The following is a 16,318-nucleotide window of genomic DNA, read 5'->3' on the forward strand; positions in this document are numbered from 1 at the left end:
AGACCTCTTGGTCAGTGATTAATCTGTAATGCGGTACTTATGACTATATACCTAACCGAACTTGATACTACTAGTATAGAGTTTCCTTCGCCTTTCGACGCGCTTGATGAACCCAACGGTCTGCTCGCCTTCGGTGGTGATTTATCACCAATGCGAATTTTAAACGCTTATAGCCAAGGTATATTTCCATGGTATGGCCCAGGTGAGCCTATACTTTGGTGGAGCCCTGCACCGCGAGCGGTATTTAATCCTAAGACATTCGAACCGTCAAAAAGTCTTAAAAAGTTTCAAAGAAAGCACAATTACCGAGTCAGCATCAACCAAGCGACGGACAGAGTAATTGGTTATTGCTCTTCACTAAGACCCGAAGAAGAAACCTGGCTAAACAGCGACATGCAGTCAGCCTACCGCAAACTCGCTTCATTAGGTTTCTGCCACTCGGTTGAGGTTTGGCAAGATGATGAACTGATCGGTGGACTTTACGGCTTACAAAGAGGCCAAGTCTTTTGCGGTGAATCGATGTTCAGCCTAAAGACCAATGCCTCTAAAATTGCGCTGTGGTACTTTTGTAAGCACTTTACACAATTCGGCGGACAACTGATTGATTGCCAAGTCATGAACCCTCACTTGGAATCCTTAGGCGCTATCGAGGTTGATAGGGATGAATTCCTAGGTTCTCTGCAATTACTCAAAGAATTTTCCGTTGACGATGCATGCTTTCAAACCCAATGGCTAAAGGAAATGCGTTAATGAATCCAGATTTACAACAAATCAGAATTGGATTAACAGACAATCACGCTTGCAGCTACTTACCTCACTTCGAAGAGAGAGTGGCAGTCACGCTTGACGAACACATGCACACCTCAGATAACTATGAAGTTCTGCTTGCGAATGGGTTTCGCCGCAGTGGAGCAACCATTTATAAACCACATTGCGATAATTGCTCAGCATGCCAAGCAATTCGTCTTTCAATTCCTGAGGTAAAGCTTTCCAAAAGCCAACGACGGATCCTGAACAAAGGGAAATCACTGCGCTGGGAACTGAAAGATGAGATGGATGGTAACTGGTTTGACTTATACAGTCGCTATATCACCGCTCGTCACCGTTCGGGAACCATGTACCCACCTAAGAAAGAAGAGTTTCTACAATTCTCTAAAAATGAGTGGCTTACTACAAAGTTCATGCACATCTATGATGAGAACAAGTTGGTTGGTATCGCCGTAACCGACATCATGGCTCACTGTACGAGCGCGTTTTATACCTTCTTCGATCCTGATATAGACATTTCGATGGGAACACTTGGCGTTCTATTTCAGATCCAACATGCCCAGAAAGAACAAAAACAATGGTTATATTTGGGTTATCAAATCGATGAATGCCCTGCGATGAACTATAAAGTACGATTTCAACGTCATCAAAGGCTAGTAAATCAGCGGTGGCAAGGGTAGAATACGCGACAACTTTACATATTTTGATTTTAACGGCACAATCAAGCCGTTGAAAACCGCCAAATTTCGAAAGAGGATTAGATGGCTAAAGAAGACGTAATCGAGATGCAAGGCACTGTCCTTGATACTCTACCAAACACAATGTTCCGTGTTGAGCTTGAAAACGGTCACGTAGTGACAGCACACATCTCTGGTAAAATGCGTAAGAACTACATCCGTATTCTTACTGGTGATAAAGTAACTGTTGAGATGACTCCATACGACCTTTCTAAAGGCCGCATCGTCTTCCGTGCTCGTTAATTTTTAATTAGCGAATACAATAAGAAGCGGAGCTTAAGGCTCCGTTTTTTATTGCCTGAACGTTTTACTGCACAAGTACATCAATACTCGCATCTCGCATCTCGCATCTCGCATCTCGCATCTCGCATCTCGCATCTCGCATCTCGCAAGCATAAAAAAACGCACAACCGAAGTCATGCGTTTTATATTTAAGCCCTTGAGTTATCAATCACTTCGTTAATGCATAACCTCTTCTTTAGCACCAACATAGATGAAATCCAATTCGTCTTTTTTCAGGGATACTTTAACCGTACCGCCATCAACCAAGCTACCGAACAGTAATTCGTTAGCAAGTGGCTTCTTAAGCTTCTCTTGAATCACACGTCCCATTGGACGAGCACCCATGGTCTTGTCATAGCCTTTATCAGCTAACCAGTTACGAGCATCCTCAGAAACCTCTAAAGACACGCCACGAGCGTCCAGTTGAACCTGAAGCTCGACAATGAACTTATCAACTACTTGGCTAATCACACTTGGATCAAGGCTGTTGAACCAAATAATATTATCAAGACGGTTACGGAACTCAGGAGTAAATACCTTCTTGATTTCGCCCATCGCATCTGGCGCATGATCTTGTTGGATCAGGCCGATCGATTTCTTCTCGGTTTCAGCCACACCTGCGTTGGTCGTCATCACTAGAATCACATTGCGGAAGTCCGCTTTGCGACCATTGTTGTCAGTTAGCGTGCCGTTATCCATTACCTGCAGTAACAAGTTAAAGATATCTGGGTGAGCTTTCTCGATTTCATCCAGTAACACAACAGAGTGCGGGTTCTTGATTACGGCATCAGTTAGCAGACCACCTTGGTCGTAACCAACATAACCAGGAGGCGCACCGATCAAGCGGCTCACAGAGTGACGCTCACCATACTCAGACATATCAAAGCGCAGAAGCTCAATACCCATCAACTTAGACAGTTGAACCGTCACCTCTGTTTTACCGACACCAGTAGGACCAGCAAACAAGAATGAACCAACAGGTTTATTGTCTGCACCCAATCCAGCACGGGTCAGCTTAATCGCTTCACTCAATACATCGATTGCAGGGTCTTGTCCGAATACCAACATTTTCATGCGGTCATCCAGTTTCTGCAGCGTATCTTTGTCTGAAGACGATACTGACTTCTCAGGAATACGCGCCATTTTCGCAACCATTGACTCAATATCAGCCACGCTTACCGTTTTCTTACGACGGCTTGCAGGTGCCAAACGGCTGCGAGCGCCCGCTTCATCGATTACGTCAATGGCCTTATCTGGAAGGTGACGTTCATTAATGTATTTAGCAGACAGTTCCACAGCGGCACGCAACGCTTTGTTGGTATAGCGCACTTCGTGGTGAGCTTCGTATTTTGGCTTCAAGCCAATCAGAATCTTGGTTGTATCGTCTAGCGATGGCTCGATAATATCGATTTTCTGGAAGCGACGAGCTAAAGCACGCTCCTTCTCAAAAATACTGCTGTACTCTTGGTACGTTGTTGAACCGATGCAACGTAATTTACCACTGCTTAGTAGTGGTTTAATTAAGTTTGCCGCATCAACCTGACCACCCGATGCAGCCCCGGCACCGATAATGGTGTGGATCTCATCGATGAACAGAATCGCGTCTTCTTCTTTCTCCAGTTGCTTAAGAATCGCTTTAAAACGTTTCTCAAAGTCACCACGATATTTCGTCCCTGCTAACAGTGAACCAATATCTAAAGAATAAATTACGCTGCTCTGAATGATTTCAGGCACTTGTCCTTCAACGATGCGCCATGCAAGACCTTCCGCGATGGCAGTTTTACCTACACCCGCTTCACCCACTAACAGAGGGTTGTTCTTACGACGACGACATAGAACTTGGATAGTACGTTCTAGCTCTTTGTCGCGACCGATTAATGGGTCAATATTGCCCTGTTTTGCGACTTCGTTAAGGTTAGTAGCAAAGTTTTCTAAACGATCTTCTGAATTAGCTTCTTCAGCATTTTCTGCACCACCAAATGAATCAGATGATGAAGGGCTGTCGCCTTCGTTGCTGGCTTTAGTAATACCGTGTGAGATGAAGTTAACAATATCTAAGCGACTAATGTCGTTTTTCTTAAGAAGATATGCCGCGTGAGATTCTTGCTCACTAAAAATAGCCACAAGTACGTTAGCACCTGTTACTTCGCTGCGACCTGAAGATTGAACATGAAACACAGCGCGTTGAAGTACTCGTTGGAAGCTCAACGTTGGCTGAGTTTCGCGAGTTTCGTCGCTTTCAGGGATAAGTGGGGTCGTTTGATCGATAAAAATATCGAGCTCATTGCGAAGAGCATCGAGATCAGCCTGACAAGCTTGGAGCGCTTCCTTGGCCGCATCATTTTCTAATAATGCTAGTAGGAGGTGTTCGACAGTCATGAATTCATGTCGCTTGTCTCGCGCACGAGCAAATGCGCCATTTAAACTCGTCTCTAATTCTTTATTTAGCATAAGTACCTCCTAAGGGAACAACAGTGTTGTTCGAGCAATTTATACTTGCTCCATTGTACATAGTAGCGGATGCTCATTTTCCTTTGAGTACATCGTGACCTGCGCTACCTTTGTTTCCGCTATTTCAGCACTGTATGTGCCGCATATAGCTTTACCTTCATAATGAACCTTGAGCATCACTTCCGTTGCTTTTTCGATATCTAGTGAGAAGAATCGCTCTAGGATCTCGATTACAAAGTCCATGGGCGTGTAGTCATCGTTATTCAACACAACGTTATACATCGCCGGTGGCTTTACTTTTGTTGCTTCTTTCTCCAGTAAATCTGAGCCTGGAGATGCCCATTCAAAGTTTCTGCTCATATCGCTTTGCTAAGGGTTATTTTTCGGAAGTCGTGAGTGTTTACCTAACTCAAATTTACCACATTCACGCTTTACGGTGTACTAAGAAACTGCACCGAGAAACAGTACCAAAAAATATTCCTCTATACTGAGCCTAATCCACCATTTCCATCGCTGCAAATAAAAGATCTCGATTAACAGGATTAACATATGTGATTGATTAAAAAGACGCCATAACTATTGATGCTGACGATAAGATTACCGCTAAGTTACTATTTAGTTAATAGTTTGCAGTTAATCTCGAATGTGATTTGTTATTAAAATTGATCACTTTTATACCAATTTACTATTGACTGTACTCAATCATTAGCTACATTGGAGCTAAAAGGTTTTTTAATACATTTTTGCAACATGAATTAAAATCAGTAACACGCTTCAAAAATTAACAATAAGGAATAATTACGCAGGGTAGCGTTAATTTCCGTAAGCAATGTACGAGATTCAAGCTATTAGCTGAAATTCTTTAGCTGGTAGGAATGATATCAATCGCACTTACAACAATTGATATAACAACGTTAGTAACAAAATGCATGAGGGATGTATAGCATGGCTACAGGTACAGTAAAATGGTTTAACAATGCCAAAGGGTTTGGCTTTATTTGTCCAGAAGGTGAAGACGGCGATATTTTCGCGCACTACTCCACAATACAAATGGAAGGTTATCGAACCTTAAAGGCTGGTCAGCAGGTCGACTATGAAGTAGAAAGTGGACCTAAAGGCTCGCATGCTAGCTCCGTTGTTCCTGTAGAAGGCAGCGCCGCAAAATAGGCGAATGCCAACTCATGTTAACCTCCGTCAGTCGTCATTAACGGCTGACAGGTAAACAGAATATTGAAACCGCTCATTTAATACCTGTAACACAGGATTACGTGAGCGGTTTTTTCGTTTTGGGGACTATTTTTTCGTTTTGGGGCTATAAGGTTGCTCACTAGACCATTCGTTCGCGGGTGTATTCTTATTAAGCTAGGTCTTGGGGGGATTAAAAAAGAACAAAAAAAGACGCTTTAACGTTATCGTTAAAGCGTCTCTCGTTTTGACTTTATCTATGACTTAGCTTTCAAACTAAGCAAATCGTTAGCAAATCACGTTCATGACTGACTAACGATGAGTCCAATCATTATGCATCAATAAACGCGTTTAGCGTTGAGCTTGGGCGCATTAGTGTTGAAACCAATGCATCGTCCATTAGGTAGTAACCACCTAAGTCGCCAGCCACACCTTGAGCGTTGTTTAGCTCTGCAACGATCGCTTCTTCACTTTCAGCCAGTTGACTTGCCACACCTGTAAACTCAGCAGCAAGATCAGCGTCAGCCGTTTGCTCAGCAAGCGCCTTAGCCCAGTATGCCGCTAGGTAGTAGTGGCTACCACGGTTATCAAGCTCACCCACTCGACGTGAAGGAGACTTGTTGTTATCAAGGAACTCGCCCGTCGCTTTATCAAGCGCGTCAGCTAAAACTTGTGCTTTAGCGTTACCTGTTACTACGCTCAGGTGCTCTAGAGATGCAGCCAATGCCAAGAATTCGCCTAGGGAATCCCAACGCAGGTGGTTTTCTTTCTCTACTTGTTGAACGTGCTTAGGAGCAGAACCGCCAGCACCTGTTTCAAACAGACCACCACCGTTCATGAGTGGAACAATCGATAGCATCTTAGCTGATGTACCAAGCTCTAGAATCGGGAACAAGTCAGTTAGGTAATCACGTAATACGTTACCTGTAACCGAAATAGTATCTAGGCCTTCTTTGATACGAACCAGTGAGTATTGAGTCGCTTCAAGTGGAGCGAGGATCTTAATTTCAAGACCATCGGTATCGTATTCAGGAAGGTACGCTTCAACTTTCTTGATAAGCTGAGCATCATGTGCGCGTGACGCATCTAGCCAAAATACCGCTGGAACACCCGATGCACGAGCACGCGTTACCGCAAGCTTAACCCAGTCTTGGATTGGTGCATCTTTAACCTGACACATACGGAAGATATCGCCTTCCTCTACGTCTTGCTCTAGAAGCACAGCGCCTGAAGCGTCAACAACTTGAACCTGACCAGCAGCTTCAAGGATGAAAGTCTTATCGTGAGAACCGTACTCTTCCGCTTTTTGAGCCATCAAGCCAACGTTTGGTACGCTACCCATCGTTGTTGGATCGAACGCGCCGTTCTCTTTACAGAAATCAATAACCGCTTGGTAGATGCTCGCGTAGCTACGATCTGGGATCATTGCTTTGGTATCTTTTTGCTTACCTTCTGGATCCCACATTTGACCAGAAGAACGCAACATTGCAGGCATTGATGCATCCACAATGATATCGCTTGGTACGTGTAGGTTAGTGATACCGCGATCCGAATCAACCATCGCTAGTGGTGGCTGAGTCTCGTATACCGCTTGCAGGTCAGCTTCGATTGCTTCTTTTTGATCTTGAGGAAGCGCTGCAATCTTCGCGTAGACATCACCGATGCCGTTATTTACATCAACGCCTAGCTCTTCAAACAGCTGACCATGTTTAGCGAATACGTCTTTGTAGTAAACCTTAACCGCGTGACCAAAAATCACTGGGTCAGATACTTTCATCATCGTCGCTTTCATGTGAAGAGAAAGCAGTACGCCTTGCTCTTTAGCCGATGCGATTTCTTTTTCGAAGAACGCAACCAAAGCGGCCTTATTCATCACTGACGCATCAATGATCTCTTTATCTTGCAGTGCAAAAGCTGGCTTCAATGTTTTCTTCGCGCCATCTTTGCCAACGAATTCAATGCTAACTTCTGTAGCACCTTCAATGGTTACTGACTTTTCGCTACCGAAGAAGTCTTTGTCGTCCATACTTGAAACGTGCGACTTAGAATCTGCAGACCAAGCACCCATTGAGTGTGGGTTCTTCTTCGCGTAGTTTTTAACTGAAAGTGGAGCGCGGCGATCCGAGTTACCTTCACGCAATACAGGGTTTACTGCACTACCCTTGATTTTGTCGTAAGTTGCTTTTACTGCTTTCTCTTCGTCAGTGTTTGCTTCTTCTGGGTAATTAGGAAGTGCGTAACCTTTTGACTGTAGCTCTTTGATCGTTGCTTGAAGCTGAGGTACTGATGCAGAGATGTTTGGAAGCTTGATGATGTTCGCTTCTGGTGTCTTAGCCAATTCACCTAGTTCTGCTAATGCATCACCAATACGTTGCTCTTCGTTCAAGTAGTCAGGGAAGTTGGCAATAATGCGCCCTGCAAGTGAAATGTCGCGAGTATCAACGTTAATACCAGAAGAAGCTGTAAAAGATTGAATGATTGGCAGCAGAGAGTAAGTTGCTAGTGCCGGAGCTTCGTCTGTAATGGTATAGATGATCGTTGGTTTTTCAGTAGGCATGAAATTTCCCTATAGTTCTTACAAGCTCATTTAAAGTAGTGAGCGTGTTATAAATTGACCAGTAAGCCACTCTAAGAGTGAAAACTGCTTACTCGATAGTCGTACTCTATCTTATTTTTCATGCAATCTTGATGACAGCATGAACCAAATCCGTGAGTGCGTTGTTATAATAAAACACGAAGGTATAATTAAACAAATCAGGCTTAAGAGTCCATCAACTTGTTCTATTTTGTGTCTTTTAGGCGCGCAAATGATAGCTCAATTCCGTTTCAGTGAAAACTTTTCAGCACACTTCGTTTACATTTTTGCAAGGTAGTTAACATGTCTACTCGCTCACGCAGCGCATCTCGTTCAGACAAACCGGCTCGTTCTGGTGCAACATTAAAACAAAGCGGTAATAGACAAAGCCGAAGCAGTGATAAGAATAACACTGGCAATTCGCACAAGAAATCTCACTCCAGTAAGCACCGATATAAAGGCAAGCCTACTAATGCAAAACCTAAGGTAGCACTCGAAGATCGCAAAGTAATTCTGTTCAACAAGCCTTTCGATACTCTTAGCCAATTTACTGATGGCGAAGGGAGAAAAACGCTAGCGGACTTTATTCAAGTGAAAGACGTTTATGCTGCAGGTCGCCTTGACCGCGACAGCGAAGGGTTAATGGTCTTGACCAACGATGGTATTTTTCAAGCTAAGCTAACTCAACCAAACTCAAAATCCCCAAAGACATACTGGGTACAGGTTGAAGGCGCACCCTCTGAGGAAGATTTAGATAAATTGAGAAAAGGTGTCGAACTAAAAGACGGAATGACACTACCAGCTAAAGTCGAAGTGATGCAAGAACCTGAAGTGTGGGATAGAAACCCTCCAGTACGCTTCAGAGCCGCGATACCAACAACATGGTTAGCTATTACAATCATCGAAGGGCGTAACCGTCAGGTAAGACGAATGACAGCCAATATCGGCTTCCCAACCCTGCGTCTTATCCGTTACTCAATGGGTAATATGAATGTGGGGCAGCTACAGCCTGGAGAGTGGAAAGAGATCTAGTCAACATAGTAGAAATGAAAAAGCGAGGTACCTGTCATAGACAAGAGCACCTCGCTTTAAAAAATTTTAGGTCTTACTTCTGGTCAATTAACCATTTTTGGAATGCTTTACGCTCTTCTTCACTAGCTCTTGAATACCATAGCTTAAGTTGAAGCGTATTTTCAGACTCTTGAACCGTGCTATCAGTAGCAACAGTCGCACCAACCACAGCACCAGTTTGTACTGCCGCGAGTTCTTCTTTCAATGAGCGAATCTTTCCTGAGTCGAAAACCAAACCTCTTTCTTGGTTGTAGTCTTTAACCAGCTGAGGAATATCGCTGTACGGAAGTGCGCCTTTAGATGGCGGTAAAATTTCTTGCACGACTTCTACATCATTACCATCTACAGAGACATTAAAAATCGGCAGCTCTCTATCCATATTTTTTGCGATTTTCTCATATTTTCGGCTTACGAGATCAACATCAACATCTGCATTTTCAGGAACAGTAACTACCATAATGTAAGGTACTGTACTGATGAATTCGCGCTTACCTTTATTGCTCAAATACCCCGAATAATCTAGAACGAGTTGGTTTTCACCTGGAGCAAATACCGCATCTTTTGCACTTTCAACAACCTCACCGTTCAAAGTATTTAGTGAAACCCCAGAAGCTAAATCAAGAGCAGCCGTTGCATATGGTGCAGAGAATAGGCAGACAATACTCAAATACCACTTGTTCATGTAAGATTCCTTTATCAATAAATGTAAAAAAGCCAGCTTAACGCTGGCTTTTGTATAGCATAGTTAACTACTAATTAGAATGAGTAGTAAACACCAGCGATAACGCCGTCAGCATCTAGAGTCTTTGAATCGTACTCGAAATCACCTGTTTGGTATTCAGCTAGGAATAGGATGTTGTCACGGAATGCGTAGTCAACACCAACAACTAGGTTAGTAGAATCGATATCAGAGATCTTCTCAGTACCAGAAGATGTAGATAGTTCGTCAGTAGTTGCTACTGCGTAAGTAGTGTATAGACGAACTGCGTCGATTTGGTAAGCAGCAGCTACACCCATAGTCTCGCCGTTACCGTATTTACCAGAAACGTCAGTGATTTTCCAGTAACCGTAACCTTTGTTACCTTCAAATTGTGCGTAAGTTGCAGCTAGGTATAGGCCACCAAACTCAGCAGAAGCAGAAACACCAGCTAGAGAGTAATCTACGTCTTTCTCAGCATCACCAGTGATGTAAGAAGCACCGATAGAGAAGTTGCTGAATGCGTAGTCAGCAGAGATACCGTATGTGTTATCAACATCTTCAGTAGAGTCAGTGTTGATGTCAGCTACGATAGTGAAACCTTCAACGAATTGACCTTTGAATACTACACCTTTACCAGTAGACTCACGGTGGTGACCACCAGTAGAGCCCATGTAGTTACCTTCGTTTGTGATATCGTCTTTCTGGATAGCGTCTGCAGATTCTGCTAGGTCGCCAGTCTCACCGAAAGCCATACCCCAAGTGTCAGTTTTGAAGCCAACTAGTACGTCATCAAATTTAGCATCGCTACCATCAGATTCGATTTCGAAAGAAGCAAAACCAGTGAATGTGTCGTTTAGTTTTTGCTCAGCGTCTAGTTGGATTTTAGCCCAAGTAGAAACGTCAGCTTCGTTCTTAACTGTTTTAGTTAGAGTCTCGTCTACTTCAGATTGAGATAGGTAGATATCTACCTCACCTTTTAGGCTAACTTTAGTATCGTCGTTAGAGTAAATTTCTGCTGCGTTTACAGAAGTTGCTGTAGCTGCGATAGCTAGCGCTAATAGAGTCTTTTTCATAATAAATCCACTGCCTTTTCTAAGAATGGGAGATCCTTGCCCGGTTCCCTTTTATTTTTATGACTGGTCATTACCACTCTTTGTTGGTTAATCACCGTCACTAAATTTCGAGGTCTAGATTGCAAAAGATTATCCTGCGTGTCAAATAAACTAAAAGCAAACCTAAAAAAAACACAAAACAATCAAAATCAAACACTTACATTTTTTTTCATTGTTTTACGAGCAACTTATCCTTAGTTTTATCAGGAAATATAATAATCCAAAAAAAGAACAAAACAGCATTTAACACCACAATTAACTCACATAAACGCCATATTTCAGAACTTAACGCCTACAAGCCAGTCTTTTTTAATATTTATATTTCGCAACATAAATAAAATAGTTAAGTTCCTGATGGTTCAGTTTTTTTTTGTGAACAAGATCTACCTTTGATTCAAAAGCAAGCTATTTCACCGTAAATGTACCGACTAGTGATATGTGCTACTATCCTCGCTCCGTTACGTAGGTCACAGTATGCTAACTACTAAAATTCAAAAATCTATTCGCACCAGTTATCAAAACCTCCAAGATCAGTTGGACAACTTTGTACCTCGCCGTGCCCAAAATTACCTTGTTGCAGAAATAGCGAAGACACTTTGTGGTCAATACCACAAAAGCAATCGCATGATTGTTGCAGAAGCGGGGACAGGGATCGGGAAATCACTGGCTTATTTAATGGCTACTATTCCTGTCGCTGTGCTCAATAATCGAAAAATAGTCATATCGACAGCGACGGTTGCGCTACAAGAACAGCTCGTCAATAAAGATCTCCCTCTATATAGAAGACTGACTGATCGAGAGTTTTCTTTCATATTAGCGAAGGGCAGACAGCGTTATTGTTGTTCCGAAAAGCTAGCCGCTGCCTGCGGGGTTGATGGCGGACAAATGGCAATGTTCGAATCTAAGCCGAAGAAAAAGGATATCGACCAACTGCAAACCATGTACCGCAGCCTAACCCAAGGTAAATGGGATGGTGACCGCGATTCGTGGCCAAAACCCATCGAAAATATGATTTGGCAGATGATTGTCAGTGATAAGCACAGCTGTAACAACAGTATGCCCACGCATAGAGATTGTCCTTTCCAGAAAGCGCGCTCAGAGTTAGATAAAGCAGACGTGATTATCGCCAATCACAGTTTAGTGATGGCTGATGCTGACTTAGGCGGCGGTGTGATACTGCCTGAGCCAGAAAATAGCATCTATATATTCGATGAAGCTCACCATTTACCGCATGTAGCCAGAGATCACTCTTCTGCGGCTGCGAGCTTAAAAGGCGCGGCGTCATGGTTGGAGCGTTTGAACCAATCCATTACAAAACTGTCAGGCCTCGCTGACGAAAAGCGTGTCCACCGATTTAGAAATGAACTGCAAGACTCAGTGCAACAGCTGATCCCTACTCTGACTCAAATGAGTAGACAGTTTGACGCTAACCACTTTGAAGACGGCTTGTATCGCTTCGAACATGGCGACTTACCAGAGTGGCTTGAAAATGAATCTAAAGATCTCAAGCAGCTCACGCAAAAGGCGAGCCAAGCCGTTGCGAAGATTGCAGACCTAATTGCAGAACGAGTTAAAGACGGAGAACTTTCAGCAAAGCTTGCAGAGCCAGCACTCGCAGAAATTGGCTTCTATATACAAAGAACAGAGAACCTTGCTCAAGTTTGGCGCTTAATGGCTGAACCGAAGAGAGAAAAAGGCGCTCCTTTGGCTCGTTGGCTCGAACTAAACAAAGAAAGCGAAGGCGACTTCGTTGTGAATGTTTCACCACTAGAGGTGGGTTGGCAACTGGATCAGCAAATCTGGAGCCGCTGTGTGGGTGCCGTATTAGTATCTGCGACCATGAGAGCACTAAACTCTTTCAGCTTTTTCTGTCATCAAGCTGGTATCAGCCAAAAAGCAGAAGATGGCGTACAGTTTTTGGCTTTGGCATCACCGTTTGATTACCAGAATCAGGCTGAGCTGATCGTTCCGGCAATGAAGTACGAACCACAAGCACCTCAGTTTACCGAATATCTTATTGAAATTTTGCCTAAGGTAATAGAAGACAAAAAAGCCAATCTCGTTCTATTCTCTTCTTACTGGCAAATGAATAAAGTTGCAGAGGCTTTAGCAACAGATTTCGTTAAAAAGTCGTGGGCATTGCAGGTTCAAGGTGATACATCACGAACTGAAATCCTAAAAAAACATAAAAAGCTAATAGATCAAGGTAAAACCAGCGTTCTTTTTGGAACTGGCAGCTTTTCTGAAGGTCTTGATCTACCGGGTGAGCTTCTTGAAAACCTCGTTATTACTAAGATTCCTTTTGGTGTTCCTACCTCTCCCGTAGAGCAAGCACATTCAGAATATATTGAATCACGCGGTGGTAACCCTTTTATGCAGATTACTGTTCCAGATGCGAGTAAAAAGCTTATTCAATCTGTGGGTAGACTACTGCGTAAGGAAAGAGATTCTGGTAAAGTCACGATCCTTGATAGACGCATAGTAACGAAGCGATACGGAAAGTCCCTACTCGATTCACTACCGCCTTTTAAAAGAACAATAAAATACTAATATCCCCTGCCCTCGAGGTAGTTATGGGCCTGTCATCGCTAGGCCCTTGCATTCACAACCCAACATGACTAATCCATCGATTTTTCATGTGGCTGCCCTATCAGCCGATAACGAGAACACTAGCTATTTATGGAAATGATTGAGCCAACCATGTTGGTCATACTTGCTCTGGTTGCATTTGCAGCAGGCTTTATTGATGCTGTCGCAGGTGGCGGAGGGATGTTAACCGTTCCAGCTTTACTATCACTTGGTTTACCGCCACACATTGCATTGGGTACTAACAAGCTTGCAGCGACTTTCGCTTCATCTACAGCTGCATTCACTTACTACCGTAAAAAGCTGTTCAAGCCTGAGTGTTGGGTCAATGCATTCATATCTACTTTAATAGGTGCGACCATCGGCACACTCACTGTTGACGCTATTAGCACCGAGTGGTTAGAAAAGGTATTACCGTTAGTCATTCTTGCCGCAGCGGTCTATACCATTTTTCATAAGACACCGAATGCCAATCACAACGTGTCTCCTAAACCTTGCCCTGTACTTAAGAGAAAACAAAAGTACCAAGGGTTCATTCTTGGTTTTTATGATGGGGTTGCAGGCCCAGGAACTGGCGCGTTTTGGACGGTAAGCTCTATGGCGCTTTACCGCTTAAACATCTTACTTGCCTCTGGTCTATCCAAAGCCATGAACTTTACCAGTAACTTTACCTCTTTGGTGACCTTCGCGATTCTTGGTCATATTGATTGGGTTCTAGGTTTAACCATGGGTCTTTGTTTAATGGCCGGAGCGTTTGTTGGTGCTCACTCTGCTATTCGTTTCGGTGCTACATTTATACGACCTGTGTTTGTTACCGTAGTAAGCGTACTTGCGATTAAACTGGCATACGAAGCTTGGTTTGTGAACTTATAGGCAGTAGCCAACGGGAAGTGAAATGAATCAATTTTCAAAGCTAAAAAGTGTCATTGATACCTTGATTGGTCATTGCTCTCAGGTTGATAAATCTCGAGGGGCATATCATCAAGCCTTATTTGACCGAGCCTTATTTAAATGTGGCGCCTCTGTTTTGCTTCCCTATGCACTTGAAACTCAGGCAACGTACCGCACCATTGTACGTGAACAAACCACAAATCAACTGACCGCATCCAGAGCCAACTACCTCACAGAAAAGCTGACCAATCAGATTGCAGCAATCCAAAGAGAGTTAGCCAACCACGATTTACGCTTGGACCGAAAAAGTAAGTCAGGGAAAACCCTTAACGACCTATACAACGAACTCGCTCAGCACCAAGACTGGCAAAAGCGATTGGTCGATTTAGTACGAGTACGAAAGTTAGCGTTTGATTCTGCGCCTCGCCACAGTAAGAAAAAAGCGGAAGAGGCTTGGCAGTTAGCCAAAGAACGATTAGAACGCTGTGAAGACTCAATGAAAAATATTGAGAGACTGATTAACTTAGAGAACCCTAAGCGAAATGAACACTGATAACACACCATCACCACTGGATAACGCACCAGAAGAAGTTAAGTTAGCTGTCGACCTGATCTATCTGCTCGAAAGCAACGAAATCGATCCAAAAGTCGCGTTAGAAGCAATCAAAATTGTCCAGCAAGATTTACAAGCCAAACTAGCATCTAGCATCTAGCATCTAGCATCTAGCATCTAGCATCTAGCATAAAAATATACAGGATTCACATGTACCAACTTAGCTTTTCTATGCCCGAGTTTCTTGAAAACTACTGGCATAAAAAACCAACCATCTTAAAGGGTGGCTTCCAAAACTTCGTCGACCCAATTTCGCCGGAAGAACTTGCTGGTTTATCGATGGAAGAAGAAGTGGATTCTCGCTTTGTCTCTAACCTCGACAATCAGTGGACTGCAGAACACGGCCCATTCTCCGAAGAAAAATTTGGCGAATTAACCGAAACTCATTGGCAACTGATCGTTCAAGCAGCGAACCACTGGCACCAAGGCGCAAATCAACTGGCTGAGGCGTTCCAAGCGTTACCAAACTGGTTATTCGACGATCTCATGATCTGCTACTCAGCACCTGAAGGCGGCGTAGGCCCACATATTGATCAATACGATGTCTTCATCATTCAAGGTCAAGGCAAACGTCAATGGAAGGTGGGCGCTAAAGATGTTGGCCAATACAAAGAGACTGTTCAAGCGTCTGCACTTCGTCAAATTGAAGGTTTTGACCCGATCATTGATCAAACTTTAGAGCCGGGCGATATCCTTTATATCCCACCGGGTTTCCCTCATGAAGGGAACACGTTAGAGCCGTCAATGAGCTACTCTATTGGCTACCGCTCTCCTAAAGAACAAGAGCTGATCAGCAACTTTGCCGATTTTGTGCTTGCTCATGATATGGGAGACGTTCACCTGCACGATCCAGAATTCAAAACGCAAGAAGGCTACGGAAAAATTCGTTCATCGGATTTAAGCAATCTCACAGACATGTTGAAATCTGCACTAGAGCAACCTGAAACCATCAGTGAATTCATGGGTTGTCTGCTAAGCCAATCACGCCACCAGCTTGATATCGTTGCTCCAGAGCCACTATGGACTCAAGAAGAGATCGCTCAACACTTAGAGTCTGAAGGTGAGATTCACCGAGTATCAGGCTTAAAAGCGCTCTACCACGAAAATGAAAGCAACACGGCTTACATCAATGGCGAAGTGGTTAAGGTTGATGAAGCGGACTCTTCGTTACTCAACATACTTTGCGATGAGACCATGATTACCTCGGCTACTGCCCTATCTCCTTCGGGCGTAACTGTCGTGACTGAACTGGTCAACAAAGGCTACTGGTTTATCGAAGAGTAAGCAGCGTCAACCGCTGGTTATTGACTAGCATCTATAGAAACAATTAAAAAAAGGGACAAATGA

Annotated in this window: 15 protein-coding genes; 10 read left to right on the plus strand and 5 right to left on the minus strand. The window is 43.5% G+C overall.

Annotated features, from left to right (window positions below; genetic code table 11):
* Window positions 1-39: 39 nt before the first annotated feature.
* The 3 genes from aat to infA all read left to right on the plus strand — a co-directional run bounded on the left by aat (window position 40) and on the right by infA (window position 1,748).
* On the plus strand, window positions 40-750 hold the full coding sequence (gene aat, locus MSG34_RS07235) for a leucyl/phenylalanyl-tRNA--protein transferase (RefSeq protein ID WP_248336863.1): 711 nt from the start codon (window positions 40-42) through the stop codon (window positions 748-750).
* The gene (locus tag MSG34_RS07240) at window positions 750-1,448 is read left to right on the plus strand and encodes an arginyltransferase (protein ID WP_248336865.1); all 699 of its coding nucleotides are present in this window, start codon (window positions 750-752) and stop codon (window positions 1,446-1,448) included. Before aat ends, MSG34_RS07240 begins: the two co-directional genes overlap by 1 nt.
* 81 nt (window positions 1,449-1,529) lie before the next feature.
* Window positions 1,530-1,748, plus strand: coding sequence for a translation initiation factor IF-1 (gene infA / locus MSG34_RS07245; protein WP_001040192.1), 219 nt, complete (start codon window positions 1,530-1,532; stop codon window positions 1,746-1,748).
* A gap of 216 nt (window positions 1,749-1,964) precedes the next feature.
* Here infA and clpA read toward each other — a convergent pair whose 3' ends face one another.
* Together clpA and clpS are read right to left on the minus strand one after the other, a co-directional pair.
* Entirely contained in the window at window positions 1,965-4,238 is a 2,274-nt protein-coding gene (clpA, locus tag MSG34_RS07250; protein ID WP_248336867.1) for an ATP-dependent Clp protease ATP-binding subunit ClpA, read from the minus strand.
* 39 nt (window positions 4,239-4,277) lie between these two features.
* Complete coding sequence (gene clpS, locus MSG34_RS07255) at window positions 4,278-4,598, minus strand: ATP-dependent Clp protease adapter ClpS (RefSeq protein WP_004737430.1); 321 nt, start codon at window positions 4,596-4,598, stop codon at window positions 4,278-4,280.
* Between the two features lie 585 nt (window positions 4,599-5,183).
* Here clpS and cspD point away from each other — a divergent pair.
* Window positions 5,184-5,405 carry a cold shock domain-containing protein CspD gene (cspD, locus tag MSG34_RS07260; RefSeq protein ID WP_004736548.1) on the plus strand — a complete coding sequence of 74 codons (222 nt, stop codon included), beginning with the start codon at window positions 5,184-5,186 and terminating at the stop codon, window positions 5,403-5,405.
* A 349-nt stretch (window positions 5,406-5,754) separates the two neighbouring features.
* Here the strand turns inward: cspD and MSG34_RS07265 are convergent, their stop codons facing one another.
* The gene (locus MSG34_RS07265) at window positions 5,755-7,980 is read right to left on the minus strand and encodes an NADP-dependent isocitrate dehydrogenase (RefSeq protein WP_248336869.1); all 2,226 of its coding nucleotides are present in this window, start codon (window positions 7,978-7,980) and stop codon (window positions 5,755-5,757) included.
* A gap of 321 nt (window positions 7,981-8,301) precedes the next feature.
* On the opposite strand from MSG34_RS07265, the gene MSG34_RS07270 reads away from it, so the two are divergent.
* The gene (locus tag MSG34_RS07270; protein ID WP_248336870.1) at window positions 8,302-9,030 is read left to right on the plus strand and encodes a pseudouridine synthase; all 729 of its coding nucleotides are present in this window, start codon (window positions 8,302-8,304) and stop codon (window positions 9,028-9,030) included.
* A 73-nt stretch (window positions 9,031-9,103) separates the two neighbouring features.
* On the opposite strand, the gene MSG34_RS07275 is transcribed toward MSG34_RS07270, so the two are convergent.
* Complete coding sequence (locus MSG34_RS07275) at window positions 9,104-9,751, minus strand: DUF2057 family protein (protein ID WP_248336872.1); 648 nt, start codon at window positions 9,749-9,751, stop codon at window positions 9,104-9,106.
* Between the two features lie 74 nt (window positions 9,752-9,825).
* Window positions 9,826-10,842, minus strand: coding sequence for a porin (locus MSG34_RS07280; protein WP_048607339.1), 1,017 nt, complete (start codon window positions 10,840-10,842; stop codon window positions 9,826-9,828).
* 513 nt (window positions 10,843-11,355) lie between these two features.
* Between MSG34_RS07280 and dinG the strand changes: the two genes are divergently transcribed.
* From dinG to MSG34_RS07305, 5 genes are all read left to right on the plus strand, one after another.
* Window positions 11,356-13,431, plus strand: coding sequence for an ATP-dependent DNA helicase DinG (dinG, locus tag MSG34_RS07285; protein ID WP_248336874.1), 2,076 nt, complete (start codon window positions 11,356-11,358; stop codon window positions 13,429-13,431).
* A 129-nt stretch (window positions 13,432-13,560) separates the two neighbouring features.
* A complete protein-coding gene (locus MSG34_RS07290) occupies window positions 13,561-14,340 on the plus strand; it encodes a TSUP family transporter (protein WP_048616240.1) in 780 nt (259 codons plus the stop codon).
* 22 nt (window positions 14,341-14,362) lie between these two features.
* Complete coding sequence (locus MSG34_RS07295; RefSeq protein WP_048612727.1) at window positions 14,363-14,911, plus strand: primosomal replication protein; 549 nt, start codon at window positions 14,363-14,365, stop codon at window positions 14,909-14,911.
* On the plus strand, window positions 14,901-15,071 hold the full coding sequence (gene rsmS, locus MSG34_RS07300) for a pleiotropic regulatory protein RsmS (RefSeq protein WP_017055021.1): 171 nt from the start codon (window positions 14,901-14,903) through the stop codon (window positions 15,069-15,071). The genes MSG34_RS07295 and rsmS overlap by 11 nt, the downstream gene beginning before the upstream one ends.
* A gap of 50 nt (window positions 15,072-15,121) precedes the next feature.
* Window positions 15,122-16,255: a cupin domain-containing protein gene (locus tag MSG34_RS07305; RefSeq protein WP_248336876.1), complete on the plus strand. Its 1,134-nt coding sequence runs from the start codon at window positions 15,122-15,124 to the stop codon at window positions 16,253-16,255.
* Window positions 16,256-16,318: the final 63 nt, after the last annotated feature.

The sequence above is a fragment of the Vibrio sp. 1CM2L genome (assembly GCF_023161695.1).
In the GTDB taxonomy this organism is placed as follows: Bacteria; Pseudomonadota; Gammaproteobacteria; order Enterobacterales; family Vibrionaceae; genus Vibrio; species Vibrio coralliirubri.

Coding starts and splice junctions, on each gene's coding strand:
- MSG34_RS07280 (WP_048607339.1), bottom strand. CDS start 10,842: ATGAAAAAGACTCTATTAGCGCTAGCTATCGCAGCTACAGCAACTTCT.
- MSG34_RS07265 (WP_248336869.1), bottom strand. CDS start 7,980: ATGCCTACTGAAAAACCAACGATCATCTATACCATTACAGACGAAGCT.
- clpS (WP_004737430.1), bottom strand. CDS start 4,598: ATGAGCAGAAACTTTGAATGGGCATCTCCAGGCTCAGATTTACTGGAG.
- MSG34_RS07305 (WP_248336876.1), top strand. CDS start 15,122: ATGTACCAACTTAGCTTTTCTATGCCCGAGTTTCTTGAAAACTACTGG.
- cspD (WP_004736548.1), top strand. CDS start 5,184: ATGGCTACAGGTACAGTAAAATGGTTTAACAATGCCAAAGGGTTTGGC.
- dinG (WP_248336874.1), top strand. CDS start 11,356: ATGCTAACTACTAAAATTCAAAAATCTATTCGCACCAGTTATCAAAAC.
- MSG34_RS07290 (WP_048616240.1), top strand. CDS start 13,561: ATGGAAATGATTGAGCCAACCATGTTGGTCATACTTGCTCTGGTTGCA.
- MSG34_RS07240 (WP_248336865.1), top strand. CDS start 750: ATGAATCCAGATTTACAACAAATCAGAATTGGATTAACAGACAATCAC.
- clpA (WP_248336867.1), bottom strand. CDS start 4,238: ATGCTAAATAAAGAATTAGAGACGAGTTTAAATGGCGCATTTGCTCGT.
- MSG34_RS07275 (WP_248336872.1), bottom strand. CDS start 9,751: ATGAACAAGTGGTATTTGAGTATTGTCTGCCTATTCTCTGCACCATAT.
- infA (WP_001040192.1), top strand. CDS start 1,530: ATGGCTAAAGAAGACGTAATCGAGATGCAAGGCACTGTCCTTGATACT.
- MSG34_RS07295 (WP_048612727.1), top strand. CDS start 14,363: ATGAATCAATTTTCAAAGCTAAAAAGTGTCATTGATACCTTGATTGGT.
- aat (WP_248336863.1), top strand. CDS start 40: ATGACTATATACCTAACCGAACTTGATACTACTAGTATAGAGTTTCCT.
- MSG34_RS07270 (WP_248336870.1), top strand. CDS start 8,302: ATGTCTACTCGCTCACGCAGCGCATCTCGTTCAGACAAACCGGCTCGT.
- rsmS (WP_017055021.1), top strand. CDS start 14,901: ATGAACACTGATAACACACCATCACCACTGGATAACGCACCAGAAGAA.